The organism is Pseudomonas sp. 34 E 7, from assembly GCF_900005715.1.
Taxonomy (GTDB): domain Bacteria; phylum Pseudomonadota; class Gammaproteobacteria; order Pseudomonadales; family Pseudomonadaceae; genus Aquipseudomonas; species Aquipseudomonas orientalis_A.
The window spans coordinates 129011-152989 of the sequence record NZ_CVTX01000153.1 but is presented as its reverse complement, the minus strand read 5'-3'; the positions used below and the strand labels follow the sequence as shown (position 1 = coordinate 152989).

The window sequence follows — 23979 nt, the reverse complement described above, 5'->3', positions numbered from 1 at the left end:
CTTTACGGAGTGTCGGCCCATGTCCTTTGCGGTAATTCAAATGGTCAGCCAGAGTGATGTGCCGGCTAACCTGGCCCAGGCACGCCGCCTGCTGGAACGCGCGGCCGCGGATGGCGCCAGGCTCGCGGTACTGCCGGAGAACTTTGCCGCCATGGGCCGCCGTGACATGGCCGATATCGGTCGCGCCGAGGCAATGGGTGAAGGTCCGATCCTGCCCTGGTTGAAACAGACCGCCCGCGACCTCACCTTATGGATAGTGGCGGGCACAATACCGTTGCCACCCAGGGATCAACCGGACGCCAAGCCCAACGCCTGCTCGCTGCTGATCGACGACCGCGGTGAAGTCGTCGCTCGTTACGACAAGCTGCACTTGTTCGACGTGGATGTAGCGGACGCCCGAGGTCGCTATCGCGAATCCGACGACTATGCTTTCGGAAGCAATGTGGTCGTGGCGGATACGCCCGTGGGGCGCCTGGGGCTGACGGTGTGTTACGACCTGCGCTTCCCCGAGTTGTACAGCGAGTTGCGTGCGGCGGGGGCTGAATTGATCAGTGCGCCGTCGGCGTTTACGGCGGTAACCGGCGCAGCGCATTGGGATGTGCTGATTCGCGCGCGGGCCATCGAGACCCAGTGTTATCTGCTGGCGGCCGCCCAGGGCGGTGTACACCCGGGGCCACGGGAAACCCATGGGCACGCGGCGATTATCGACCCTTGGGGGCGCGTGCTGGCCCGGCAGGATCAAGGCGAAGCGGTGCTGGTGGCCGCACGCGACAGCAGTGAACAGGCGTCGATACGGGCGCGCATGCCGGTGGTCAACCACCGGCGCTTTTTCTCGCAGGGCGCACAGCGACCTGCTTCAGAACGATGAATTTAAGGCCAAACCTATGAGCGAGTTGTTGTCCTCAGTCAGTGAACATCTCCTGGCACCCGGTGGCGTGACCATCGAAAATCTGCAAACCGTGCTGGGCGATCTGGCCGGGCCAGGCATCGACGCGGCCGACCTGTATTTCCAGGGGCAGATTTCCGAGTCCTGGGCGCTGGAAGACGGCATCGTCAAGGAAGGCAGTTTCAACCTTGACCAGGGTGTAGGGGTTCGCGCGCAATCGGGCGAAAAAACCGGTTTTGCCTACAGCAACGCGATTACCCTGGAGGCCCTGGGCCTGGCGGCGCGTGCGGCGCGTTCGATTTCCCGCGCGGGCCAGAACGGCACGGTGCAGGCGTTCAGTACCCAGGACGTGGCTCAGTTGTACGCGCCGGATAATCCGCTGGAAGTGATCAGCCGCGCGGAAAAGGTCGAGCTGCTCAAGCGTGTTGACGCGGCTACTCGTGCCCTCGACCCGCGTATCCAGCAGGTCACCGTGAGCATGGCCGGTGTGTGGGAGCGCATCCTTGTCGCGTCCACCGACGGCGGGCTGGCGGCGGATGTACGGCCACTGGTGCGTTTCAACGTCAGTGTGATCGTCGAGCAGAACGGTCGCCGCGAACGCGGTGGCCATGGCGGCGGCGGGCGTACCGACTACCGTTATTTCCTCGCTGAAGACCGCGCCATGGGTTACGCCCGTGAAGCGCTGCGCCAGGCACTGGTCAACCTGGAAGCGATTCCTGCGCCGGCCGGTACCTTGCCGGTGGTGCTGGGCTCGGGCTGGTCCGGTGTGTTGCTGCACGAAGCCGTAGGGCATGGGCTGGAAGGCGACTTCAACCGCAAGGGCAGTTCGGCCTATAGCGGGCGCATGGGCGAGATGGTCGCATCCAAGCTGTGCACCATTGTCGATGACGGCACCCTGGCCGGTCGCCGGGGTTCGTTAAGTGTGGATGACGAGGGCACGCCGACGGAGTGCACCACCCTGATCGAAAACGGCGTGCTCAAGGGCTACATGCAGGACAAGCTCAACGCCCGGCTGATGGGCGTGGCGCGCACCGGCAACGGTCGCCGCGAATCCTATGCCCACCTGCCGATGCCACGCATGACCAACACCTACATGCTCGGGGGTGAAAGCGATCCGGCAGAAATCATTGCCTCGGTGAAGCGCGGCATCTACTGCGCCAACCTCGGTGGCGGGCAGGTGGATATCACCAGCGGCAAGTTCGTGTTCTCCACCAGCGAGGCGTACTTGATCGAAGACGGCAAGATTACCGCACCGGTCAAGGGCGCTACATTGATCGGTAATGGGCCGGAGGCCATGAGCAAGGTGTCGATGGTGGGTAACGACCTGTCGCTGGACAGCGGCGTGGGCACGTGCGGGAAGGATGGGCAGTCGGTGCCGGTGGGCGTGGGCCAGCCAACCTTGAAAATCGATGCGATCACCGTGGGTGGCACGGGGTCGTAAGCCGTGGAGCTTCGGGTGGCGAAGGTCGCCACCCGGGGAAGAGGATCAGCGCAGACCGCGTTGAGTCTCGTCCAGCTCACGGATGTATTTGAAGATTTTACGGCTGGTGGCAGGCGCCTTGTTATGCGCCTGTTCGTGTTGGGCCTGACGGATCAGGGAGCGCAATTGCTGGCGGTCCGCTTCCGGATAGTCCAATACGAATTTTTCCAGCACGGCGTCATCGCCCGAGATCAGGCGGTCACGCCAGCGTTCCAGGTTATGGAAGCGTTCGTTGTACTGGCGAGTGGAGGCATCGGTTTGATCGAGCAAGGCCAGAATGGCGTCAGTGTCCTGATCGCGCATCAGCTTGCCGATAAACATGATGTGCCGTTTGCGCGCGATATTCGCGGTGTGCTTAGGCGCATCGGCCAAGGCCCGACGCATTTCGTCGGTCAGTGGCAGTTTGGCAATCAAGTCTTTCTTGAGCGTTGTAAGGCGCTCGCCAAGGTCAACCAGAGCATGCAGCTCGCGTTTGACCTGGGTTTTGCTTTTCTCCCCATCGAGGGAGTCGTCGTAAGAATCAACCATGGTGGCAGTCCGCAAAGAAACGCCGCCATGATAACCAGTCGGGGGCCGCTTGTCCGGCCCGGTCGCTCGACGGCCTTAACCGAGAGCAGAATTTGAGTGGAGAACACCATGAGTGCAGCCCAAAGCGTCGGTCCGCAAGCGTTACCGGCACTGCAGGAACAAGTCGAGCAGATCCTTGCCGAGGCCAAGCGCCAGGGGGCCAGCGCCTGTGAAGTAGCGGTGTCGCTGGAGCAGGGGCTGTCGACGTCGGTACGTCAGCGGGAAGTGGAAACCGTCGAATTCAACCGCGACCAGGGGTTCGGCATTACCTTGTACGTGGGCCAGCGCAAGGGCTCGGCCAGCACGTCGGCCAGCGGCCCGGAGGCGATTCGCGAGACCGTCGCCGCTGCGTTGGCAATCGCCAAGCACACCTCCGAGGATGAAAGCTCGGGCTTGGCCGACAAAGCGTTGATGGCCAAGGACTTGCAGGATTTCGATCTGTTCCACGCCTGGGACATCACGCCCGAGCAAGCCATCGAGCAGGCGCTGACCTGCGAAGCGGCAGCGTTCGACGCCGATGCTCGCATCAAGAACGCCGACGGCACCACGCTGAGCACCCATCAGGGTTGCCGTGTGTACGGCAACAGCCATGGTTTTATCGGGGGTTATGCGTCCACCCGTCACAGCCTGAGCTGCGTGATGATCGCTGAAGCCAATGGCCAGATGCAGCGGGATTACTGGTACGACGTGAATCGTCAGGGTGAGTTGCTGGCAGATCCGGTAAGCATTGGCCAGCGCGCTGCGCAGCGTGCAGCCAGTCGCCTGGGCGCCCGCCCGGTACCCACGTGCGAGGTGCCGGTGCTGTTTTCCGCCGAATTGGCCGGTGGCCTGTTCGGCAGTTTCCTCGGGGCGATTTCCGGCGGCAACCTCTATCGCAAGTCTTCGTTCCTGGAAGGCGCGATCGGCCAGCAGCTGTTCCCTGAATGGCTGACCATCGATGAGCGTCCGCACCTCATGCGCGCCATGGGCAGCGCCTCGTTCGACGGCGATGGCCTGGCCACTTACGCCAAGCCGTTCGTCGAGAAAGGCGAGTTGGTGTCTTATGTATTGGGCACCTACGCGGGCCGCAAGCTTGGCCTGCCCAGCACCGCCAACTCCGGCGGCGTCCATAACCTGTTCGTGACCCATGGCGATGAAGACCAGGCGGCCCTGTTGCGTCGCATGGGCCGCGGCCTGCTGGTGACCGAATTGATGGGCCACGGCCTGAACATGGTGACGGGTGACTATTCCCGTGGCGCGGCGGGATTCTGGGTGGAAAACGGCGAGATTCAGTTCGCCGTCCAGGAAGTGACCATCGCCGGCAACATGCGCGATATGTTCAAGCAGATCGTTGCCGTGGGTAACGATCTGGAGCTGCGCAGCAATATCCGCACCGGCTCCGTGTTGATTGAACGGATGACTGTCGCCGGCAGCTGACCTGCGACGCTTCACCAAAAAGGCGCGCCATCTCGATGATGGCGCGCCTTTTTTTGTGGCTCTGTGAGGCAGGATCGACCCACTGTTCTTGTTTTGATTCTCAATATCATTTAATAATGAATATCATTACTGGATGAGTGTGGATCATGAGTTCTGTCTTGCGTGAGGACCCGTACCTGGAAAGTTGGCGCTGGATGAGTCGGCAGATCCGCTGCGGGCTCGACCCCAATGAACCTCGCCTGATCGAACATTACCTCAATGAGGGGCGGTACCTGGCGTGTTGCACCGCAACGCACCCGTGGACAATCGCCGAAACCTCATTTCGCCTGCTCATCGACACCGCCAACGATGTCGCGCTGCCGTGGCATTGGCGCGCCCTGTGTCTGGACCAGGCCTGGCGCCCGCTGGGTGACCTGGAAAAACTCTCCCACTGCGCCTGCCGGCTCAAGCGCTGGCAGGCGTTTGCCTGGCAGTTGGCGACCTGCCAATTGCTGCCATCCCTCTCTTTCTCCGACCTGGTGCAAGGATCAAATGATGAGTAACACCCGTATCGAACGCGACAGCATGGGCGAACTGCAAGTCCCCGCCGAAGCCCTGTACGGCGCGCAAACCCAGCGCGCGGTGAACAACTTTCCGATCAGCCATCAGCGCATGCCGGCGCAATTCGTTCGCGCGCTGATCCTGGCCAAAGCCGCCGCAGCCAGGGCCAACGTCGACCTCAAGCAAATCAGCGAAGGGCAGGGCAAGGCCATTGTCGATGCCGCCCAGGGTCTGTTGGAAGGCGACTACATGCAGCACTTCCCGGTGGATATTTTCCAGACCGGCTCCGGTACCAGTTCCAACATGAACGCCAACGAAGTGATTGCAACCCTGGCCAGTCGCTTGCTGGGCGAGGTGGTAAACCCCAACGACCACGTCAACTGCGGGCAAAGCAGTAACGACATCATTCCTACCACCATTCATGTCAGCGCCGCGCTGGTGCTGCACGAGCAGACGCTGCCGGCCTTGCTGCACCTGGTGCAGGTGATCGAGCAAAAAGCCGAAGCGGTTCACCCGTTCATCAAGACCGGGCGCACCCACTTGATGGATGCCATGCCTGTGCGCATGAGCCAGGTGCTCAATGGTTGGGCGCAGCAACTCAAGGCCAATATCGGCCACTTGCAGGACCTGTTGCCGGCACTGCAGGCGCTGGCCCAGGGTGGCACGGCCGTAGGCACCGGCATCAACGCCCACCCTGAGTTTGCCGCACGCTTCAGCGGGCACCTGAGCCACCTGACCCAGGTGAAGTTCACGCCGGGCAAGAACCTGTTTGCGTTGATTGGCTCCCAGGACACCGCCGTCGCCGTCTCCGGCCAGTTGAAAGCCACTGCGGTGTCGCTGATGAAGATCGCCAATGACCTGCGCTGGATGAACTCCGGTCCACTGGCAGGCCTGGGCGAAATCGAACTGGAGGCGCTGCAGCCGGGTTCTTCGATTATGCCGGGCAAGGTCAATCCGGTAATCCCCGAGGCCACGGCCATGGTGGCCGCGCAAGTCATCGGCAACGATACGGTGATTACCGTGGCCGGCCAATCGGGCAACTTCGAACTGAACGTGATGCTGCCGATCATCGCCCAGAACCTGCTCAGCAGCCTGGAGCTGCTGGCCAACGCCAGCCGTTTGCTGGCAGACAAGGCCATCGCAAGCTTCAAGGTCAACGAAGCGAAGCTCAAGGAAGCATTGTCGCGCAACCCGATTCTAGTCACCGCCCTCAATCCGATCATTGGTTACCAAAAGGCCGCCGAAATCGCCAAGCAGGCTTATCAGCAGGGCCGTCCGGTGATCGATGTCGCCCTCGAACACACCGACTTGCCGCGCAGCCAACTGGAAGTCCTGCTGGACCCGGAAAAGCTCACGGCTGGCGGCGTGTGATCATCGACCCCGCTTTGGAGGTTCACCATGGAGCACTGGAAACGCACGATCGAACGGGCCAATCGCTGCTTTATGGCAGGCGAGCTGGTTGACGCCCGTGAGGCCTACCTGCAAGCCCTGGCCCTGGCCCAAGTGTTGTTCGAACGCTGGGCGGATGCCGACGAAGCGGTGGCGGCTTGCGTTATCTCCCACCACAACCTGGCAGACCTGCACCTGCGTCTCAACCAGCCTGAGGAAAGCGCGGAATACCTCTGCGCCATTCACCAACGGCTGCTGCAGACCATGCAGGACCCACGGCTCAGTCCGCAGTTGCGTGAGGCAGCGCTGCGCCAGAGCAGCAAAACCTATGTCGAACTGTTGAATTTCATCAGCGATCACGGCGAATACCCGCGCACCCATCGTTTGCTGGGCGGTGCTGCGACGCAACCGACCCCCTCTCAATATGGAGCACATTGATATGACCTACACCCTGCCGGCCCTGCCTTATGCCTTTGACGCCCTCGAACCCCATATCGATGCGCAAACCATGGAAATTCACTACACCAAGCACCACCAGACGTACATCAATAATCTCAATGCTGCGGTCGAGGGCACTGAGTTTGCGGGCTGGCCGGTGGAGAAGCTGGTGTCCAGCGTTGAAAAACTCCCGGAGAAACTGCGCACTGCCGTGGTCAACCAGGGAGGCGGCCATGCCAACCACTCGCTGTTCTGGGCGGTCATGTCGCCGACGGGTGGCGGAAAACCCGAGGGTGTTCTGGGCCGGGCCATCGACGAGCAGTTGGGGGGCTTCGACAGCTTCAAAGAGGCTTTTACCAAGGCGGCGTTGACCCGCTTCGGCAGCGGCTGGGCTTGGTTGAGTGTGACCCCGCAAAAGACCCTGGTGGTGGAAAGCAGCGGTAACCAGGATAGCCCGTTGATGAGCGGCAATACGCCGATCCTCGGCCTGGACGTCTGGGAACACGCCTACTACCTGCTGTATCAAAACCGACGACCGGAGTACATCAATGCATTCTATAGCGTCATCAACTGGCCCGAGGTTGCCGCACGCTATCAGGCTGCATTGGCCTGATATTCACTCCATCACAAGATCTAAGGCCGACCATGGGCACTGAAACACTGGCGATCAGCAGCGTGCGATTATTTCGCTACGCGTTTGGCTCCCTGCTTCTATTAGTCGGTACGGCATTGCTGGTGGCTCATGGCCTGGCTTGGCTCGACCTGGAGCCGCGCATCTTGCGAGCGCTTCAGGGCGGGGGCATCTGTGCGCTCGGTACTGCGCTGGGCGCGGTTCCGGTGCTGGTGATTCGCCGTATGCCGGCGGCGTTGAGCGACACCCTGCTGGGTTTTGGTGCGGGGGTCATGCTGGCGGCGACCGCCTTTTCGCTGGTGGTGCCGGGTATTGCCGCCGCAGAAAACCTGGGGCTCACGCCCTGGGGGGCGGGAGGCTTGATCAGCTTCGGCATCATGCTGGGTGCGTTCGGGCTGTATCTTGTCGACCGCAAGGTCTCGGGCGCCAGCCCGGAAATGCTGGTGGGCACGCCGGATAAGCCGGTGATCCCGCCGCGTATCTGGCTCTTTGTGTTCGCCATCATTGCCCACAACATCCCGGAAGGCATGGCCGTGGGTGTTTCTGCCGGCGGCGGCATGGCGGATGCCGACAGCCTCGCCATGGGCATTGCCCTGCAGGACGTACCGGAAGGCCTGGTGATTGCGCTGGTATTGGCAGGGGCGGGGATGTCGCGGATCAAGGCGTTTCTGATTGGCGCCGCGTCGGGATTGGTCGAGCCCGTCTTTGCCGTGTTATGCGCGTGGTTGGTGAGCCTTGCCGAAGTGCTGCTGCCCTTGGGCCTGGCACTCGCTGCAGGGGCGATGCTGCTGGTGGTGACCCATGAGGTCATCCCTGAGTCACGCCGCAACGGTCACGACAAGCTCGCCAGTCTGGGATTGTGCATCGGGTTTTGCTTGATGATGGTGATGGATACGGCGTTGGGATAGCAGGAGCGAGCCAGTTCGCTCCCGCAAGAGGAAGGCGTTATTCGCCCTCGTCGAAGTAGTTGTTGATCAGCTTGACTAACGCGTCCATCGCTTCCTGCTCTTGTTCACCCTCGGTTTCCAGATGGATTTTAGTGCCCTTGCCTGCGGCGAGCATCATCATTGCCATGATGCTCTTGCCGTCGACCATCGATTCAGGGTCACGCCCGGCGCGGATCTGGCAGGGGAACCGCCCGGCGACACCGACAAACTTGGCTGATGCGCGGGCGTGCAAGCCCAGCTTGTTGATGATTTCAATTTCCCGAGCCGGCATCGCAGTGGTGTTCCTTTCAGCTAAGGTCGCGGTGGCGAACCTGGACGTTCTTGAGGGTTTGTTGCAGCACCTGGCCCAGTCGCTCCGTCAGGTAGACGGAACGGTGGTGGCCGCCGGTGCAGCCGATGGCAATGGTGACATAGGCGCGGTTGCTGGCAGCAAAGCGCGGCAACCATTTGAGCAGGTAGGTGGAGATGTCCTGAAACATATCTTCCACATCCGGTTGTGCCGCCAGGTAGTCGATCACGGGTTGGTCAAGCCCGGACTGATCGCGCAACTCCGGTTTCCAATAGGGATTGGGCAGGCAGCGCACATCGAACACCAAGTCGGCATCCACCGGCATGCCGCGCTTGAAGCCAAACGACTCGACCAGGAACGCCGTGCCAGGCTCCGGCTGGTTCAGCAATCGCAACTTGATCGCATCGCGCAGTTGGTAAAGGTTCAGGTTGGTGGTGTTGATCTTGAGGTCGGCCAGATCGATGATCGGCCCCAGCAGTTTGGTTTCGTCCTCGATGGCTTCGGCCAGGGAACGGTTGGCGCTGCTGAGCGGGTGACGTCGACGGGTTTCGGAGAACCGCTTGAGCAGGGTTTCCTCGTCGGCGTCCAGGTACAGCACGTCGCAATGAATATGCTTGGCGCGCACCTCCTCAAGCAGTTCGGGGAACCGTGAGAGGTGGCTGGGCAGGTTGCGGGCGTCGATCGACACAGCGACCAGCGGTTGCGCCAGTTCGGTGTGGATCAGGGCGCGCTCCGCCAATTCCGGCAGCAAGCCGGCGGGCAGGTTGTCGATGCAATAGAAGCCGCTGTCTTCAAGAACGTTAAGCGCAGTGCTCTTACCCGAGCCGGAACGGCCGCTGACGATGATCAAGCGCATGATTACTGCCCGTTTTGCTCATCCAGGACGACCTGATACAGCGCCTCGTTACTGCCGGCGCTGCGCAATTTATCGCGCACTTCCTTGCGGTCGAGCATGCTGGCGATCTGCCGGAGCAGTTCCAGGTGGGCATCGGTGGCGGCTTCCGGGACCAGCAAGACGAACAGCAGGTCAACCGGGGCACCGTCGATGGCGTCGAAATCGATAGGGTGATCCAGGTGCAGCAGAGCGCTGACCGGTGTTTCGCAGCCTTTTAGGCGGCAGTGGGGGATGGCGATGCCGTTACCAAAACCGGTGGAGCCGAGTTTTTCACGTGCAATCAATGCCTCATATACAGCTTGCGTATCCAGCTCGGGCACTTCACGCCCAATCAGATTAGCAATTTGTTCAAGGGCGCGCTTTTTACTGCCGCCCGGCACGTTCACGAGGGAACGGCCGGGGGTCAGGATGGTTTCAAGTCGGATCATGGGGGGAGGGTTAACGACCTGTACCTTGCATCAGGTGCAGATTCTTTTCCTTATGCTTTATGAGTTGGCGGTCGAGCTTGTCGTAGAGCGAGTCAATCGCCGCGTACATATCTTCATGTTCCGCATTGGCGACGAGTTTGGCATTCGGTACGTGCAGGGTGGCCTCGATTTTCTGTTTGAGCTTGTCGACCTCCATGATGACCTGCACGTTGGTGATCTTGTCAAAGTGCCCCGCAAGCTTGTTCAGCTTGCTCTCGGTGTATTCACGCAGGGGCTTGGTGACTTCCAGTTGGTGTCCACTGATGTTGACTTGCATACAGCTTCTCCTTCGTTGCCAGTGCATAAAGCGGCAGGCGAAAAGCGCCTGCCACTGGAACGCTATGCCCCGCCCGTCACATCAAACGCTTACGCTCGCTGGAAGGCGCGATCCCGAGGGACTCGCGGTACTTGGCGACGGTTCGACGGGCGACCTGAATGCCTTGTGCCTCCAGTAAACCAGCGATCTTGCTGTCACTCAACGGCTTTTTCTGATTTTCCGCGGCAACCAGTTTTTTGATGATCGCGCGGATCGCCGTGGACGAGCATTCGCCGCCTTCGGAGGTGCTTACGTGGCTGGAGAAAAAGTATTTCAGCTCATATATGCCCCGCGGGGTATGCATGAATTTCTGCGTGGTCACCCGTGAAATCGTCGATTCATGCATGCCGACCGCCTCGGCGATGTCATGCAGCACCAGCGGTTTCATGGCTTCGTCACCATATTCCAGGAAGCCGCGCTGGTGCTCGACGATCTGGGTGGCGACTTTCATCAGGGTTTCGTTGCGGCTTTGCAGGCTCTTGATGAACCAGCGCGCTTCCTGCAGCTGGTTGCGCATGAAGGTGTTGTCGGCGCTGGTATCGGCGCGGCGCACGAAACCGGCGTATTGCGGGTTGACCCGCAGGCGTGGCACCGACTCCTGGTTCAACTCGACCAGCCAGCGCTCGTTGTCCTTGCGCACGATCACGTCAGGCACGACATATTCGGCTTCGCTGGACTCGATCTGCGAGCCCGGGCGCGGGTTGAGGCTCTGCACCAGCTCGATGACCTGGCGTAGCTCGTCTTCCTTGAGCTTCATGCGACGCATCAGCTGGCTGTAGTCGCGGCTACCCAGCAGGTCGATGTAGTCGCTGACCAGGCGCTTGGCTTCAGCCAGCCAGGGGGTCTTGGCCGGCAGTTGGCGCAGTTGCAGCAACAGGCACTCGCTGAGCGTACGGGCGCCAATCCCGGCGGGCTCGAATTGCTGGATGCGGTGCAGGACGGCTTCGATCTCGTCCAGCTCGATATCCAGCTCCGGGTCGAACGCCTCAAGAATTTCTTCCAGCGTCTCGTCCAGATAGCCCTGGTTGTTGATGCAATCGATCAGGGTGACGGCGATCAGGCGATCGGTGTCGGACATCGGCGCCAGGTTCAGTTGCCACAACAGGTGACTCTGCAGGCTTTCGCCCACGGACGTACGGGTGGTGAAGTCCCATTCGTCATCATCATTGCTGGGCAGGCTGCTGGCGCTGGTCTGGTACACGTCTTCCCAGGCGGTATCCACGGGAAGCTCGTTGGGAATGCGTTCGTTCCATTCGCCGTCCTCGAGGTTATCCACCGTAGGGGCGGTTTCCTGATAGGACGGTTCCTGCACGTCGGGATTGGGCTTTTGCTCGATGTTGTCGGCCAAAGGGTCTGTGTTGTCGAAGTCGTCGCCTTCTTCCTGGCGTTCGAGCATCGGATTGGACTCCAGGGCCTCCTGGATTTCCTGTTGCAGGTCCAGGGTCGACAATTGGAGCAGGCGGATGGCCTGTTGCAGCTGCGGTGTCATCGTCAGCTGCTGGCCCATTCTCAGGACTAGCGATGGTTTCATGGCAGGGGCTTAACACCTTATTCGCCGGCGCAATGCGCCATCCACGACAGGGCGCGTGAGCGCCAAACATAAGCAAATTATATGCCTGAAATCAGGGCCTTTGCCTAGAGCGCGGTAACAATAAAAAAACCGAGGTTTTCATTGACTCGCTCGCACTCTTGCCAATGGCCCGATATCACTGTGTCTACAGGCGGAACTCGTGACCGAGGTAAACTTCTTTCACCAGCTCGTTGGCCAGGATCGTCGCGGAATCACCTTCGGCGATCAGTTGCCCATCGTTGACGATGTAAGCGGTTTCGCAGATATCCAGGGTTTCACGCACGTTGTGGTCGGTGATCAACACACCAATGCCCTTGGCCTTGAGGTGATGGATGATCTGCTTGATATCGCCCACCGAAATCGGGTCGACACCGGCAAACGGTTCGTCCAGCAGGATGAATTTCGGCGCGGTTGCCAGGGCGCGGGCGATCTCCACACGACGACGCTCACCCCCGGACAGGCTCATGCCGAGGTTGTCGCGGATGTGGTTGATGTGGAATTCCTGCAGCAGGCTTTCCAGCTCCTGGCGGCGGCCATCGCGGTCGAGTTCCTTGCGGGTCTCGAGGATCGCCATGATGTTGTCGGCCACCGACAGTTTGCGGAAGATCGACGCCTCCTGGGGAAGATAGCCGATACCTGCGCGGGCACGGCCGTGCATTGGCTGGTGGCTGACGTCCAGGTCGTCGATCAATACGCGTCCCTGGTCCGCCTGGACCAGCCCGACGATCATATAGAAGCAGGTAGTCTTGCCGGCGCCGTTGGGGCCGAGCAAGCCGACGATCTGGCCGCTGTCGATCGACAGGCTCACATCGCGTACCACCTGACGGCTTTTATAGGCCTTGGCCAGATGCTGGGCTTTCAGGGTTGCCATTACTCGGCCTTCTTCTTCGGCTGGATGACCATGTCGATCCGTGGGCGAGGTGTGCTGAGCTTGTTGCCATTGGCGCGACCGGCCTGGGCGACCTGGGTCTTGGTGTTGTAGACGATTTTCTCGCCTTCGGTCGAGTTGCCGTCGGCACTGAGTACCTTGGCCTGGTCAATCAATACGATGCGATTTTGCTGGGCATGGTATTGAATGGTCTTGCCGTAGCCCTTCATCGGGCCTGGGTCTTCTGCCTTTTGCTGCTGCTCGAAGTAAGCCAGGTTGCCCACCGAGGTCACGACATCGATATCGCCGGCCTGGGTACGCGTCAGGGTCACCGTGTTACCGGTGATCTTCATCGAGCCCTGGGTGATGATGACGCCACCGGTGTAGGTCGCGACGCCTTGTTTGTCATCCAGCTGCGCATCGTCAGCCGAGATGTGGATCGGTTGCTGGCTATCGTTCGGCAGAGCCCAGGCGCTCACGCTTCCCAGTGCTGCGCCCAGACCGAGCAAAATAGGGAGGGTTTTAACGAGCCTCATACTGTCCTCTTACGTTCGATAGCAGGTGTATCCTGCTTTCTTTCAAATACGCTTTCATTCCCTTGCCAGTCGATACACCGCCAGCGCCGTCGATTCTAACGTCTTGCTCGGTCTGCGCATATTGCTGTTGTGGGAATACCGTCATGCGACTGCTGGTAATGATGGTGTCACGCTTCTGCGCGTCTGTACGTGCGACGCGTACCGAGTCGATCAGTTCGATCTGGGTGCCGTCCGGATTGACCTCGCCACGCAGGCTGGTGACATGCCACGGCAGTTCGGTGCCACGGTAGAGGTTCAGGTCCGGATTGGTCAGCAGGCTGACTTCCGAGGCCTTCAAGCGCTCGACCTTGTCGGAGGCCAGCACGTACTGCACCTTGCCATCGGGCAGGAACTGCACGGTGTGGGTGTTGGTGGCGAAGTTATCGATGATGCTTTCATCAACCTGCACGACAGGTTTGTCGAGAAAGCGCTCCGGGCTGATATTCCAGTAGCCCACCGCGAGGAACAGCGCGGCGATGACCCCGAATAACAGAAAGTTGCGAATCTTTTTGCTCAGCATATAAGGCTCTATAAGTAGGCGGCGTGGGCCGCTTCAAGACTGCCCTGGGCACGCAGGATCAATTCGCAGAACTCGCGGGCGGCACCCTCGCCGCCACGGGCGGTGGTAATGCCATGGGCGTGTTCACGCACAAACGCTGCGGCATTGGCGACGGCCATGCCCAGGCCTACCCGGCGGATCACCGGCAGGTCAGGCAGGTCGTCACCCAGATAGGCGACCTGTTCATAGCTTAGGTTGAGTTGGCCAAGAAGCTCGTCCAGCACCACCAGTTTATCCTCGCGGCCCTGATACAGGTGAGCAATCCCCAGGTTTTGTGCGCGGCGTTCCACAACGGGGGTCTTTCGACCACTGATAATCGCGGTTTGCACGCCGGCGGCCATCAACATCTTGATGCCCTGGCCGTCGAGTGTATTGAAAGTCTTGAATTCGCTGCCGTCTTCGAGGAAGTACAGGCGGCCATCGGTCAGCACGCCATCGACGTCGAATATCGCCAACTTGATGTGTTTACCGCGTTGCAACAGGTCGCTGGTCATTTACATCACTCCTGCACGCAACAAGTCGTGCATGTTCAGGGCGCCGATCGGGCGGTCATTGTCATCGACCACCACCAGCGCGCCGATCTTGTGGTCTTCCATGATCTTCAGGGCTTCGGCCGCCAGCATCTCGGGGCGGGCGGTCTTGCCGTGGGGCGTCATCACGGCATCGATGGTCGCGGTGTGGATGTCGATGGTGCGGTCCAGGGTACGACGCAAATCGCCGTCGGTGAACACGCCGGCCAGTCGCCCGTCGGCTTCCAGGATCACGGTCATGCCCAGGCCCTTGCGGGTCATTTCCATCAGCGCATCCTTGAGCAGGGTGCCGCGTTGTACGTGGGGCAATTCATCGCCCGCATGCATGACGTTTTCCACTTTCAGCAGCAAGCGACGGCCCAGGGCGCCGCCGGGGTGGGAAAAAGCAAAATCTTCAGCCGTGAATCCGCGGGCTTCCAGCAAGGCCACCGCCAGGGCGTCGCCCATGACCAGCGCGGCGGTCGTGGAGGAGGTGGGCGCCAGGTTCAGTGGGCAGGCTTCATGGGCGACATGAACGTTCAGGTTCACTTCGGCGGCCTTGGCCAGCGTCGAGTCCGGGTTGCCGGTGACGCTGATCAGCGTGATGCCCAGGCGCTTGATCAGCGGCAGCAGGGTCACGATTTCGTTGGTGGTGCCCGAGTTGGACAGTGCCAGAATCACGTCATCCCGGGTGATCATGCCCATGTCGCCGTGGCTGGCCTCGGCCGGGTGCACGAAGAACGCCGTGGTGCCGGTGCTTGCCAGCGTCGCGGCGATCTTGTTGCCGATGTGGCCGGATTTGCCCATGCCAACCACGACAACGCGGCCTTTGCTGGCCAGAATCATCTCGCAGGCGCGTACGAAATCTGCGTCGATGTGGGCCAGCAAACCTTCTACGGCTTCCAGCTCGAGGCGGATGGTGCGTTGTGCGGATTGAATAAGGTCGCTGGATTGGCTCATGTCTGAAATCGTATAGCCTGACGAAAAGTCGGCGATTATAGCGGTAATGATCAATTCCCTCACGCAAGTTCGTCAGGCTTTATTCCGAAGGTCTCCCGGATTCGTCTCAATATCACAACCCGCTACGTTTTTTTCGCTGTCCTGAATCTGAACAAGCACTGTTCCGGCCTTGGGGGCGCTGTACCAGCAGTGATATAGTTCGCGGCCAGTTCGGTCCGCCCAACCCATGGCGCAAACATTTGCGCATCCGCGGTAAACGAAAGTCGCATACATGGTGTCTGAGTGAAAGGCTGCATCCCAAGGAGATTAGATGAGTGCCGATAACGCCTACGCGGTCGAGCTGAAGGGCCTTTCCTTCAAGCGCGGTACGCGCAGCATCTTCAATAACGTCGATATTCGCATTCCTCGCGGAAAAGTCACGGGCATCATGGGGCCTTCCGGTTGCGGCAAGACCACCTTGCTGCGTCTGATGGGCATGCAATTGCGCCCCAGTGCCGGCGAAGTGTGGGTCAACGGCCAGAACCTGCCGACCCTGTCGCGCAGCGATCTGTTCGATGCGCGCAAGCACATGGGGGTCCTGTTCCAGAGCGGCGCGCTGTTTACCGATCTCGATGTGTTCGAAAACGTTGCGTTCCCGCTGCGGGTGCACACCCAGCTGTCCGATGAGATGATTCGTGACATTGTGCTGCTCAAACTGCAGGCGGTAGGACTTCGCGGGGCCATCGACCTGATGCCTGACGAATTGTCCGGCGGCATGAAGCGCCGCGTCGCCCTGGCGCGAGCCATCGCACTGGACCCGCAGATCCTCATGTATGACGAGCCTTTCGTGGGCCAGGACCCGATCGCCATGGGCGTGCTGGTGCGCCTGATCCGCCTGCTCAACGACGCATTGGGGATCACCAGCATCGTGGTGTCCCACGACCTGGCCGAAACCGCGAGCATCGCCGACTACCTCTATGTCGTGGGGGATGGCCAGGTGCTGGGGCAGGGCACGCCGGAGGAGCTGATGAACGCCGATAACCCGCGCATTCGTCAATTCATGACCGGCGATCCCGATGGCCCGGTGCCTTTTCACTTTCCGGCAGCGGACTACCGCGCAGATCTCCTGGGGAAGCGCTGATGCGCAAAACATCTATTATCGAGAAGGTTCGCCTTTTCGGTCGCTCGGGCATCGACATCGTCGAAGTCCTCGGGCGTTCGACTATTTTTCTGTTCCACGCCCTGCTCGGTCGCGGCGGTATCGGTGGCGGCTTTGGCTTGCTGCTCAAGCAACTGCATGCGGTTGGCGTGATGTCCCTGGTGATCATCGTGGTCTCCGGGGTGTTCATCGGCATGGTGCTGGCGCTGCAAGGCTTCAACATTCTGTCCAGCTACGGTTCCGAGCAGGCGGTAGGGCAGATGGTCGCCCTGACGCTGTTGCGTGAACTGGGGCCGGTGGTCACCGCGTTGTTGTTCGCCGGGCGTGCCGGTTCGGCGCTGACCGCCGAAATCGGCAACATGAAGTCCACCGAGCAGCTGTCCAGCCTGGAAATGATCGGCGTGGACCCGCTCAAGTACATTGTTGCCCCGCGCCTGTGGGCCGGCTTCATTTCCCTGCCGTTGCTGGCGATGATCTTCAGCGTGGTCGGAATCTGGGGCGGTTCGTGGGTGGCGGTGGACTGGTTGGGCGTCTATGACGGTTCCTACTGGGCCAACATGCAAAACAGCGTGACCTTCACGGGCGACGTGCTCAACGGCATCATAAAGAGCATCGTCTTCGCCTTTGTAGTGACCTGGATCGCCGTATTCCAAGGCTATGACTGTGAACCCACTTCAGAAGGGATCAGTCGCGCCACCACCAAGACCGTTGTGTACGCCTCGCTGGCGGTACTGGGCCTTGACTTCATTTTGACTGCCTTGATGTTTGGAGATTTCTGATGCAAAACCGCACTGTGGAAATCGGTGTCGGCCTTTTCTTGCTGGCTGGCATCCTGGCTTTACTGTTGCTGGCCCTGCGGGTCAGTGGCCTGTCGGCCAGCCCCACCGCCGACACTTATAAACTTTACGCGTACTTCGACAATATCGCCGGTTTGACGGTCAGAGCTAAAGTGACCATGGCTGGCGTAACCGTCGGCAAGGTCACGGCAATCGATCTGGATCGCGACAGCTTCACCGGGCGAGTGACGATGCAAGTGGACAAGAAGGTGGACAATCTGCCGACGGACTCCACCGCATCCATCCTCACTGCGGGTCTGCTGGGCGAGAAGTACATCGGTCTCAGCGTTGGCGGGGAAACAGCCCTGCTCAAGGATGGTTCGACAATCCACGACACACAGTCGTCGTTGGTACTTGAAGACTTGATCGGTAAATTCCTGCTCAACACGGTCAATAAAGACGCCAAATGAGGAATCTGTTCATGATCTCTACCTTGCGACGCGGCCTTCTGGTGCTGCTTGCAGCGCTGCCGTTGATGGCCAACGCAGCCGGTTCCGCCCACGAACTGGTGCAGGACACCACCAACAAAATGCTGGCTGACCTGTCGGCCAACAAGGAAAAGTACAAACAGGACCCGAGCCTGTTTTACAACGCGCTCAACAGCATTGTCGGTCCGGTGGTCGATGCCGAAGGCATCTCCCGCAGCATCATGACCGTCAAGTATTCGCGCAAGGCCACGCCTGCGCAGATGCAGCGTTTCCAGGAAAACTTCAAGCGCGGGCTGTTCCAGTTCTACGGCAACGCCTTGCTTGAATACAACAACCAGGGCATTACCGTGGCTCCGGCCGGGGATGAGTCGGGTGACCGCACCAGCGTCAACATGAGCGTCAAGGGCAACAATGGTGCCGTGTACCCTGTGCAGTACACCCTGGAGAAGGTCAAGGGCGAGTGGAAGCTGCGCAACGTGATCATCAACGGCATCAATATCGGCAAGCTGTTCCGTGATCAGTTCGCCGACGCGATGCAGCGCAATGGCAACGACCTGGACAAGACCATCGATGGTTGGGCCGGTGAAGTGGCCAAGGCCAAGGAAACTTCCGATAAGGAAGCCGGGAAGCCAGCGCAATGACCGAGTCGGCTGTTCGTATCGGCGACGCCGGCGAGCTGTTGCTCAGCGGCGTGCTCGATTACCGCACCGGGCCTGACCTGCGCAAGCAGGGCCAGGCTCTGATCAAGGCCAGCAGCGCGTCTGCCCTGGTGGTCGATTGCTCGGCGGTGACCAAGTCCAGCAGCGTCGGTCTGTCGCTGCTGCTGTGCTTTATGCGTGATGCCGAAGCGGCAAAAAAGCCACTCAGCATCCGTGCATTGCCTGAAGACATGCGCGAGATTGCCGAGGTTTCCGGCCTGACCGAGCTGTTGGCACACCCTTAATACACATTTATCAAAAAAGCCCCCCGTCAGAGTCCTGCTATGCGGGGTTCGCAGGCGCGGGGCTTTTTTGTATGATGTGCGACCCGTGCGCACTGGGCGCCGATAGAGGTTGAGCATGCAGGCCCTAGAAGTTAAGAGCTTCCTTGAAGGAAAGCTGCCGGAAACGACTGTAGAAGTTGAAGGCGAAGGCTGCAATTTCCAGCTGAACGTGATTAGCGATGAACTGGCGGCATTGAGCCCGGTCAAGCGTCAGCAGCAGATCTATGCCCATTTGAACCCATGGATCACCGATGGCAGCATCCATGCGGTCACTATGAAATTTTTCAGCCGCGCGGCCTGGGCCGAGCGCACCTGAGCCCCCAAGGCGTCGAGATTCTTATGGATAAATTGATTATTACCGGTGGTGCCCGCCTCGATGGCGAAATCCGCATTTCCGGTGCGAAAAACTCTGCCTTGCCGATCCTGGCGGCGACCCTGCTGTGCGACGGCCCTGTGACTGTGGCCAACCTGCCGCACCTGCACGACATCACCACCATGATCGAGCTGTTCGGTCGCATGGGTATCGAGCCTGTGATCGACGAGAAATTGTCCGTCGAAATCGACCCTCGCACCATCAAGACCCTGATCGCACCGTACGAACTGGTGAAAACCATGCGTGCGTCGATTCTGGTACTCGGCCCGATGGTCGCGCGTTTCGGTGAAGCCGAAGTGGCCCTGCCTGGCGGTTGCGCCATTGGCTCGCGTCCGGTCGACCTGCACATCCGTGGCCTGGAAGCCATGGGCGCGGTCATCGACGTCGAAGGCGGCTACATCAAGGCCAAGGCGCCGGAAGGCGGCCTGCGTGGCGCGAATTTCTTCTTTGATACCGTCAGCGTGACCGGTACCGAGAACATCATGATGGCCGCTGCCCTGGCCAACGGCCGCAGCGTCCTGCAAAACGCCGCGCGCGAGCCGGAGGTGGTCGACCTGGCCAACTTCCTCAACGCCATGGGCGCGAAGGTTTCCGGCGCCGGCACCGACACCATCACTATTGATGGTGTAAAGCGTCTGCACACCGCCACCTACAAAGTCATGCCTGACCGCATCGAGACCGGCACGTACCTGGTTGCCGCTGCCGTGACCGGTGGTCGCGTGAAGGTCAAGGACACCGATCCGACCATCCTCGAAGCCGTCCTGGAAAAACTCAAGGAAGCCGGCGCCGAAATCACCACCGGTGAAGACTGGATCGAGCTGAACATGCACGGCAAGCGGCCAAAAGCCGTCAATGTGCGTACGGCCCCGTACCCGGCATTCCCGACCGACATGCAGGCGCAGTTCATTTCCTTGAACGCGATCGCTGAAGGCACCGGCGCCGTGATCGAGACCATCTTCGAAAACCGCTTCATGCATGTGTACGAACTGCACCGCATGGGCGCCAAGATCCAGGTCGAGGGCAACACCGCCATCGTTACCGGCATCGACAAGCTCAAGGGCGCGCCAGTGATGGCCACCGACCTGCGTGCCTCGGCCAGCCTGGTGATTTCGGCACTGTGCGCTGACGGCGACACCCTGATCGACCGCATCTACCATATAGACCGTGGCTACGAGTGCATCGAAGAAAAACTGCAGATGCTCGGCGCTAAAATCCGCCGCGTTCCGGGCTAGTCCCTGCTGCATTGTAGGAGCGAGCTTGCTCGCGAAAAACTCATGTACACCGCGTTGACTCTGAGTGAACGCGTTATCGTTGACGTTCTTCGCGAGCAAGCTCGCTCCTACACACACACTGGTTTGTTTCAAATCGAGGCTGTAACGGCCTCGATCTGTGTCTGGCGCCGTTTGCGACCGGACAGCAATAGCCTGATGAAGGACTGACATTTCCCATGTTGACCATCGCACTGTCCAAGGGCCGCATCCTTGACGACACGTTGCCGCTTCTGGCTGAAGCGGGCATCGTGCCGACCGAGAATCCGGACAAGAGCCGCAAGCTGATCATCCCCACGACCCAGGACGACGTGCGCCTGTTGATCGTGCGGGCTACCGACGTGCCGACCTATGTTGAACATGGCGCCGCCGACCTGGGTGTCGCCGGCAAGGATGTGCTGATGGAATACGGTGGCCAGGGGCTCTACGAGCCATTGGACCTGCGTATCGCCCTGTGCAAACTGATGACCGCCGGCCGTGTCGGCGATGTCGAACCCAAGGGCCGCCTGCGCGTGGCGACCAAGTTCGTCAACGTCGCCAAACGCTACTACGCCGAACAAGGCCGCCAAGTCGATATCATCAAGCTCTACGGCTCGATGGAGCTGGCGCCGCTGATTGGCCTGGCCGACAAGATCATCGACGTGGTCGACACCGGCAACACCCTGCGCGCCAACGGTCTCGAACCCCAGGATTTCATTGCCGACATCAGCTCGCGCCTGATCGTCAACAAAGCATCGATGAAGATGCAGCACGCCCGTATCCAGGCGTTGATCGACACCCTGCGCAAGGCAGTGGAGTCTCGACACCGCGGTTGACTCACCTGCGTAGCCCAAAAGCTGCGCCCGTCTATCCGCCTCATAGCCAGAATTCTCAGGTGCCCAAGCGGAGCGAACGGTAGTTTAGGGCGCCTGAGTTTTTTGCCAATCCTATGAGGCCCTCGCTATGACCACGTCCACTGCAATTGCCCGACTCAACGCTGCCGACCCGGATTTCGCCCATCATCTGGATCATCTGCTGAGCTGGGAAAGCGTGTCCGACGACTCGGTCAACCAGCGGGTGCTCGACATCATCAAAGCCGTGCGCGAGCGCGGCGATGCGGCACTGGTGGACTTCACCCGTCAGTTCGACGGCCTGGACGTCAAGTCCATGGCCGACCTGATCCTGCCCCGTGAACGCCTGGAACTGGCCCTGACGCGTATCACTGCGCCCCAGCGTGAAGCGCTGGAAGTGGCGGCGGCGCGGGTGCGCAGCTATCACGAAAAACAGAAGCAGGATTCCTGGAGCTACACCGAGGCCGATGGCACCGTGCTGGGCCAGAAGGTCACGCCGCTGGACCGCGCCGGCTTGTATGTACCGGGCGGCAAAGCCTCGTACCCGTCGTCGGTGTTGATGAACGCGATCCCGGCCAAAGTGGCGGGGGTGACCGAGGTGGTCATGGTGGTGCCGACCCCGCGTGGCGAACTCAACGAGCTGGTATTGGCCGCCGCCTGCATCGCCGGTGTCGACCGGGTGTTTACCATCGGCGGCGCCCAGGCCGTGGCCGCCCTGGCCTATGGCACTGAAAGCGTGCCGAAGGTCGACAAGGTGGTAGGCCCGGGCAATATCTACGTGGCCACCGCCAAGCGCCATGTATTCGGCCAGGTCGGTATCGACATGATCGCCGGGCCTTCGGAAATCCTCGTGGTGTGTGACGGCCAGACCGACCCGGACTGGATCGCCATGGACCTGTTCTCCCAGGCCGAGCACGACGAAGACGCCCAGGCGATCCTGGTCAGCCCCGACGCCGACTTCCTCGACCAGGTTGCCGCCAGCATCGACAAGCTGTTGCCGACCATGGAGCGCGCCGAGATCATCGAGAAATCGATCAATGGCCGCGGCGCACTGATTCTGGTGAGCGACATGGAGCAAGCCATCGAAGTGGCCAACCGTATCGCGCCGGAGCACCTTGAGCTGTCCGTCGCGGACCCACAGGCCTGGCTGCCGTTGATTCGTCACGCCGGCGCGATCTTCATGGGGCGCCACACCAGTGAAGCCCTGGGCGACTACTGCGCAGGCCCGAACCACGTACTGCCGACCTCCGGCACCGCACGTTTTTCGTCGCCGCTGGGGGTGTATGACTTCCAGAAGCGCTCGTCGATCATCTTCTGTTCGCCCCAGGGCGCGTCCGAACTGGGCAAGACCGCGTCGGTGCTGGCCCGTGGCGAGTCGCTGAGCGCCCACGCGCGCAGTGCTGAATACCGCATTCTTGAAGAGGGGAAATAAGGCATGAGTAAATTCTGGAGCCCTTTCGTCAAGGATCTGGTGCCTTACGTGCCGGGTGAACAGCCGAAGCTGACCAAACTGGTCAAGCTCAACACCAACGAAAACCCCTACGGCCCATCGCCCAAGGCGCTGGCGGCGATGCAGGCCGAGTTGAACGACAACTTGCGTCTGTACCCGGACCCCAACAGCGACCTGCTCAAGCAGGCCGTAGCCAGCCATTACGGGATCGATGCGGGCAAGGTCTTCCTCGGCAACGGTTCCGACGAAGTCCTGGCGCACATCTTTCACGGCTTGTTCCAGCACGACCTGCCGCTGCTGTTCCCGGATATCAGCTACAGCTTCTACCCGGTGTATTGCGGCCTGTATGGCATCACCTTCGACGCGGTGCCATTGGACGAGCAGTTCCAGATTCGCGTGGCCGACTATGCGCGGCCCAACGGCGGGATCATTTTCCCCAACCCGAACGCGCCGACCGGCTGCGTGCTGGCGCTGGACGCCGTGGAGCAGATCCTCAAGGCCAGCCCGGACTCGGTGGTGGTGGTCGATGAAGCCTATATCGACTTCGGCGGCGAGACGGCCATCAGCCTGGTGGACCGCTACCCCAACTTGCTGGTGACCCAGACCCTGTCCAAATCGCGCTCACTGGCCGGTTTGCGGGTGGGCCTGGCCGTAGGGCACCCGGACCTCATCGAGGCGCTTGAGCGGGTCAAGAACAGCTTCAACTCCTATCCGCTGGATCGGCTGGCGATTGCAGGCGCGGCGGCGGCGTTCGAGGACCGTGAGTACTTCGAGAAGACGTGCCAATGGGTGATCGACAGCCGCAACAAGGTGGTCGCACAACTGGAAGATAAAGGCTTCGAAGTGCTGCCGTCAGCGGCCAACTTCATCTTCGCTCGTCACCCGCGACACGACGCTGCCGGCCTGGCGGCCAGGTTGCGTGAGCAGGGTGTGATCGTGCGGCACTTCAAGCAGGAACGGATTGCCCAGTTCCTGCGGATCAGCATCGGAACGCCGGAGCAGAACCAGGCGCTGATTGATGGCCTGGGCGAGCTCTAAGCCACACTGGAGATAAAAATGTGGGAGGGGGCTTGCCCCCGATGGCGGCCTCTGTGCCGACCAGGATGTTGGATCAGATCGAGTACATATCCGTTTCTGCGGTAACGGCCACTTAGGGTTCCGCCCTGACGGCGGCTCACTTTGGAAAAGCCCCAAAGTAAGCAAAGGGCTCTTGCCCCACCACTCGGCACCTCGCTTAGGCTCGGTGTGCCCTCACTCCGGCTTGAATCCGTGGGCCGCCGCAATGGGCCATCCATGGCCCAGTGCGGCTAACCCGGCGTCCTGCCGGGTTACCCACGGATTCAAGCCTGCGTTCGGCCAGCGTGGTTTAACG

General features: G+C 60.6%; 29 protein-coding genes. 18 read left to right on the top strand and 11 right to left on the bottom strand.

Going from position 1 to position 23979, the window contains the following annotated elements; all coding sequences use genetic code 11:
- Window positions 1–19 precede the first annotated feature (19 nt).
- On the top strand, window positions 20–868 hold the full coding sequence (locus tag BFP96_RS19275) for a carbon-nitrogen hydrolase family protein (protein ID WP_065936826.1): 849 nt from the start codon (window positions 20–22) through the stop codon (window positions 866–868).
- A gap of 16 nt (window positions 869–884) precedes the next feature.
- Window positions 885–2327, top strand: coding sequence for a metalloprotease TldD (gene tldD / locus BFP96_RS19270; RefSeq protein WP_065892647.1), 1443 nt, complete (start codon window positions 885–887; stop codon window positions 2325–2327).
- 45 nt (window positions 2328–2372) lie between these two features.
- On the opposite strand, the gene yjgA is transcribed toward tldD, so the two are convergent.
- Window positions 2373–2894 carry a ribosome biogenesis factor YjgA gene (gene yjgA, locus BFP96_RS19265; RefSeq protein WP_065885777.1) on the bottom strand — a complete coding sequence of 174 codons (522 nt, stop codon included), beginning with the start codon at window positions 2892–2894 and terminating at the stop codon, window positions 2373–2375.
- A 108-nt stretch (window positions 2895–3002) separates the two neighbouring features.
- Between yjgA and pmbA the strand changes: the two genes are divergently transcribed.
- From pmbA to BFP96_RS19235, 6 genes are all read left to right on the top strand, one after another.
- Window positions 3003–4349 carry a metalloprotease PmbA gene (pmbA, locus tag BFP96_RS19260; protein ID WP_065885778.1) on the top strand — a complete coding sequence of 449 codons (1347 nt, stop codon included), beginning with the start codon at window positions 3003–3005 and terminating at the stop codon, window positions 4347–4349.
- A gap of 146 nt (window positions 4350–4495) precedes the next feature.
- Window positions 4496–4891, top strand: coding sequence for a FagA protein (locus BFP96_RS19255; RefSeq protein WP_065936825.1), 396 nt, complete (start codon window positions 4496–4498; stop codon window positions 4889–4891).
- Window positions 4884–6260, top strand: a complete 1377-nt coding sequence (locus BFP96_RS19250) for a class II fumarate hydratase (RefSeq protein WP_065892645.1) — start codon at window positions 4884–4886, stop codon at window positions 6258–6260. Before BFP96_RS19255 ends, BFP96_RS19250 begins: the two co-directional genes overlap by 8 nt.
- 27 nt (window positions 6261–6287) lie before the next feature.
- Entirely contained in the window at window positions 6288–6716 is a 429-nt protein-coding gene (locus BFP96_RS19245) for a hypothetical protein (RefSeq protein ID WP_065892644.1), read from the top strand.
- A 1-nt stretch (window position 6717) separates the two neighbouring features.
- Window positions 6718–7329: a superoxide dismutase gene (locus BFP96_RS19240; RefSeq protein WP_065885782.1), complete on the top strand. Its 612-nt coding sequence runs from the start codon at window positions 6718–6720 to the stop codon at window positions 7327–7329.
- A 32-nt stretch (window positions 7330–7361) separates the two neighbouring features.
- On the top strand, window positions 7362–8255 hold the full coding sequence (locus tag BFP96_RS19235) for a ZIP family metal transporter (protein ID WP_065936824.1): 894 nt from the start codon (window positions 7362–7364) through the stop codon (window positions 8253–8255).
- 37 nt (window positions 8256–8292) lie between these two features.
- On the opposite strand, the gene BFP96_RS19230 is transcribed toward BFP96_RS19235, so the two are convergent.
- The 10 genes from BFP96_RS19230 to BFP96_RS19185 all read right to left on the bottom strand — a co-directional run bounded on the left by BFP96_RS19230 (window position 8293) and on the right by BFP96_RS19185 (window position 15302).
- On the bottom strand, window positions 8293–8565 hold the full coding sequence (locus BFP96_RS19230) for an HPr family phosphocarrier protein (protein ID WP_065897282.1): 273 nt from the start codon (window positions 8563–8565) through the stop codon (window positions 8293–8295).
- Window positions 8566–8581: 16 nt separating this feature from the next.
- A complete protein-coding gene (gene rapZ, locus BFP96_RS19225) occupies window positions 8582–9439 on the bottom strand; it encodes an RNase adapter RapZ (RefSeq protein WP_065885785.1) in 858 nt (285 codons plus the stop codon).
- A 2-nt stretch (window positions 9440–9441) separates the two neighbouring features.
- On the bottom strand, window positions 9442–9906 hold the full coding sequence (gene ptsN, locus BFP96_RS19220) for a PTS IIA-like nitrogen regulatory protein PtsN (RefSeq protein WP_065897284.1): 465 nt from the start codon (window positions 9904–9906) through the stop codon (window positions 9442–9444).
- Between the two features lie 10 nt (window positions 9907–9916).
- Window positions 9917–10222 (bottom strand): ribosome hibernation-promoting factor, HPF/YfiA family, encoded by a 306-nt coding sequence (gene hpf / locus BFP96_RS19215; RefSeq protein ID WP_003171804.1) that lies wholly within the window; start codon window positions 10220–10222, stop codon window positions 9917–9919.
- A gap of 76 nt (window positions 10223–10298) precedes the next feature.
- Complete coding sequence (locus tag BFP96_RS19210) at window positions 10299–11792, bottom strand: RNA polymerase factor sigma-54 (protein ID WP_057724573.1); 1494 nt, start codon at window positions 11790–11792, stop codon at window positions 10299–10301.
- A gap of 184 nt (window positions 11793–11976) precedes the next feature.
- Window positions 11977–12702, bottom strand: a complete 726-nt coding sequence (gene lptB / locus BFP96_RS19205) for an LPS export ABC transporter ATP-binding protein (protein ID WP_004372092.1) — start codon at window positions 12700–12702, stop codon at window positions 11977–11979.
- Window positions 12702–13235 (bottom strand): lipopolysaccharide transport periplasmic protein LptA, encoded by a 534-nt coding sequence (gene lptA, locus BFP96_RS19200; RefSeq protein ID WP_065885789.1) that lies wholly within the window; start codon window positions 13233–13235, stop codon window positions 12702–12704. Before lptA ends, lptB begins: the two co-directional genes overlap by 1 nt.
- The gene (gene lptC, locus BFP96_RS19195) at window positions 13222–13794 is read right to left on the bottom strand and encodes an LPS export ABC transporter periplasmic protein LptC (protein ID WP_065885790.1); all 573 of its coding nucleotides are present in this window, start codon (window positions 13792–13794) and stop codon (window positions 13222–13224) included. The genes lptA and lptC overlap by 14 nt, the downstream gene beginning before the upstream one ends.
- A gap of 8 nt (window positions 13795–13802) precedes the next feature.
- Window positions 13803–14327, bottom strand: coding sequence for a KdsC family phosphatase (locus BFP96_RS19190; protein WP_003171809.1), 525 nt, complete (start codon window positions 14325–14327; stop codon window positions 13803–13805).
- A complete protein-coding gene (locus tag BFP96_RS19185) occupies window positions 14328–15302 on the bottom strand; it encodes a KpsF/GutQ family sugar-phosphate isomerase (RefSeq protein WP_065897286.1) in 975 nt (324 codons plus the stop codon).
- A 310-nt stretch (window positions 15303–15612) separates the two neighbouring features.
- Between BFP96_RS19185 and BFP96_RS19180 the strand changes: the two genes are divergently transcribed.
- From BFP96_RS19180 to hisC, 10 genes are all read left to right on the top strand, one after another.
- Window positions 15613–16422 carry an ATP-binding cassette domain-containing protein gene (locus BFP96_RS19180; RefSeq protein WP_057724577.1) on the top strand — a complete coding sequence of 270 codons (810 nt, stop codon included), beginning with the start codon at window positions 15613–15615 and terminating at the stop codon, window positions 16420–16422.
- Window positions 16422–17219: a lipid asymmetry maintenance ABC transporter permease subunit MlaE gene (gene mlaE, locus BFP96_RS19175; protein WP_057724578.1), complete on the top strand. Its 798-nt coding sequence runs from the start codon at window positions 16422–16424 to the stop codon at window positions 17217–17219. Before BFP96_RS19180 ends, mlaE begins: the two co-directional genes overlap by 1 nt.
- Window positions 17219–17686 carry an outer membrane lipid asymmetry maintenance protein MlaD gene (gene mlaD / locus BFP96_RS19170; RefSeq protein WP_065885792.1) on the top strand — a complete coding sequence of 156 codons (468 nt, stop codon included), beginning with the start codon at window positions 17219–17221 and terminating at the stop codon, window positions 17684–17686. Before mlaE ends, mlaD begins: the two co-directional genes overlap by 1 nt.
- A gap of 11 nt (window positions 17687–17697) precedes the next feature.
- Window positions 17698–18345: an MlaC/ttg2D family ABC transporter substrate-binding protein gene (locus BFP96_RS19165; RefSeq protein WP_065897290.1), complete on the top strand. Its 648-nt coding sequence runs from the start codon at window positions 17698–17700 to the stop codon at window positions 18343–18345.
- Window positions 18342–18647, top strand: coding sequence for an STAS domain-containing protein (locus tag BFP96_RS19160; protein WP_065892637.1), 306 nt, complete (start codon window positions 18342–18344; stop codon window positions 18645–18647). Before BFP96_RS19165 ends, BFP96_RS19160 begins: the two co-directional genes overlap by 4 nt.
- A 115-nt stretch (window positions 18648–18762) precedes the next feature.
- Complete coding sequence (locus BFP96_RS19155; RefSeq protein WP_003188597.1) at window positions 18763–19002, top strand: BolA family protein; 240 nt, start codon at window positions 18763–18765, stop codon at window positions 19000–19002.
- Window positions 19003–19025: 23 nt separating this feature from the next.
- Window positions 19026–20291 carry a UDP-N-acetylglucosamine 1-carboxyvinyltransferase gene (gene murA / locus BFP96_RS19150; protein ID WP_065892636.1) on the top strand — a complete coding sequence of 422 codons (1266 nt, stop codon included), beginning with the start codon at window positions 19026–19028 and terminating at the stop codon, window positions 20289–20291.
- Window positions 20292–20506: 215 nt separating this feature from the next.
- Window positions 20507–21142 carry an ATP phosphoribosyltransferase gene (gene hisG / locus BFP96_RS19145; protein ID WP_003188599.1) on the top strand — a complete coding sequence of 212 codons (636 nt, stop codon included), beginning with the start codon at window positions 20507–20509 and terminating at the stop codon, window positions 21140–21142.
- Window positions 21143–21269: 127 nt separating this feature from the next.
- On the top strand, window positions 21270–22589 hold the full coding sequence (gene hisD, locus BFP96_RS19140) for a histidinol dehydrogenase (protein WP_065892635.1): 1320 nt from the start codon (window positions 21270–21272) through the stop codon (window positions 22587–22589).
- Between the two features lie 3 nt (window positions 22590–22592).
- Complete coding sequence (gene hisC, locus BFP96_RS19135; RefSeq protein WP_065892634.1) at window positions 22593–23645, top strand: histidinol-phosphate transaminase; 1053 nt, start codon at window positions 22593–22595, stop codon at window positions 23643–23645.
- Window positions 23646–23979: the final 334 nt, after the last annotated feature.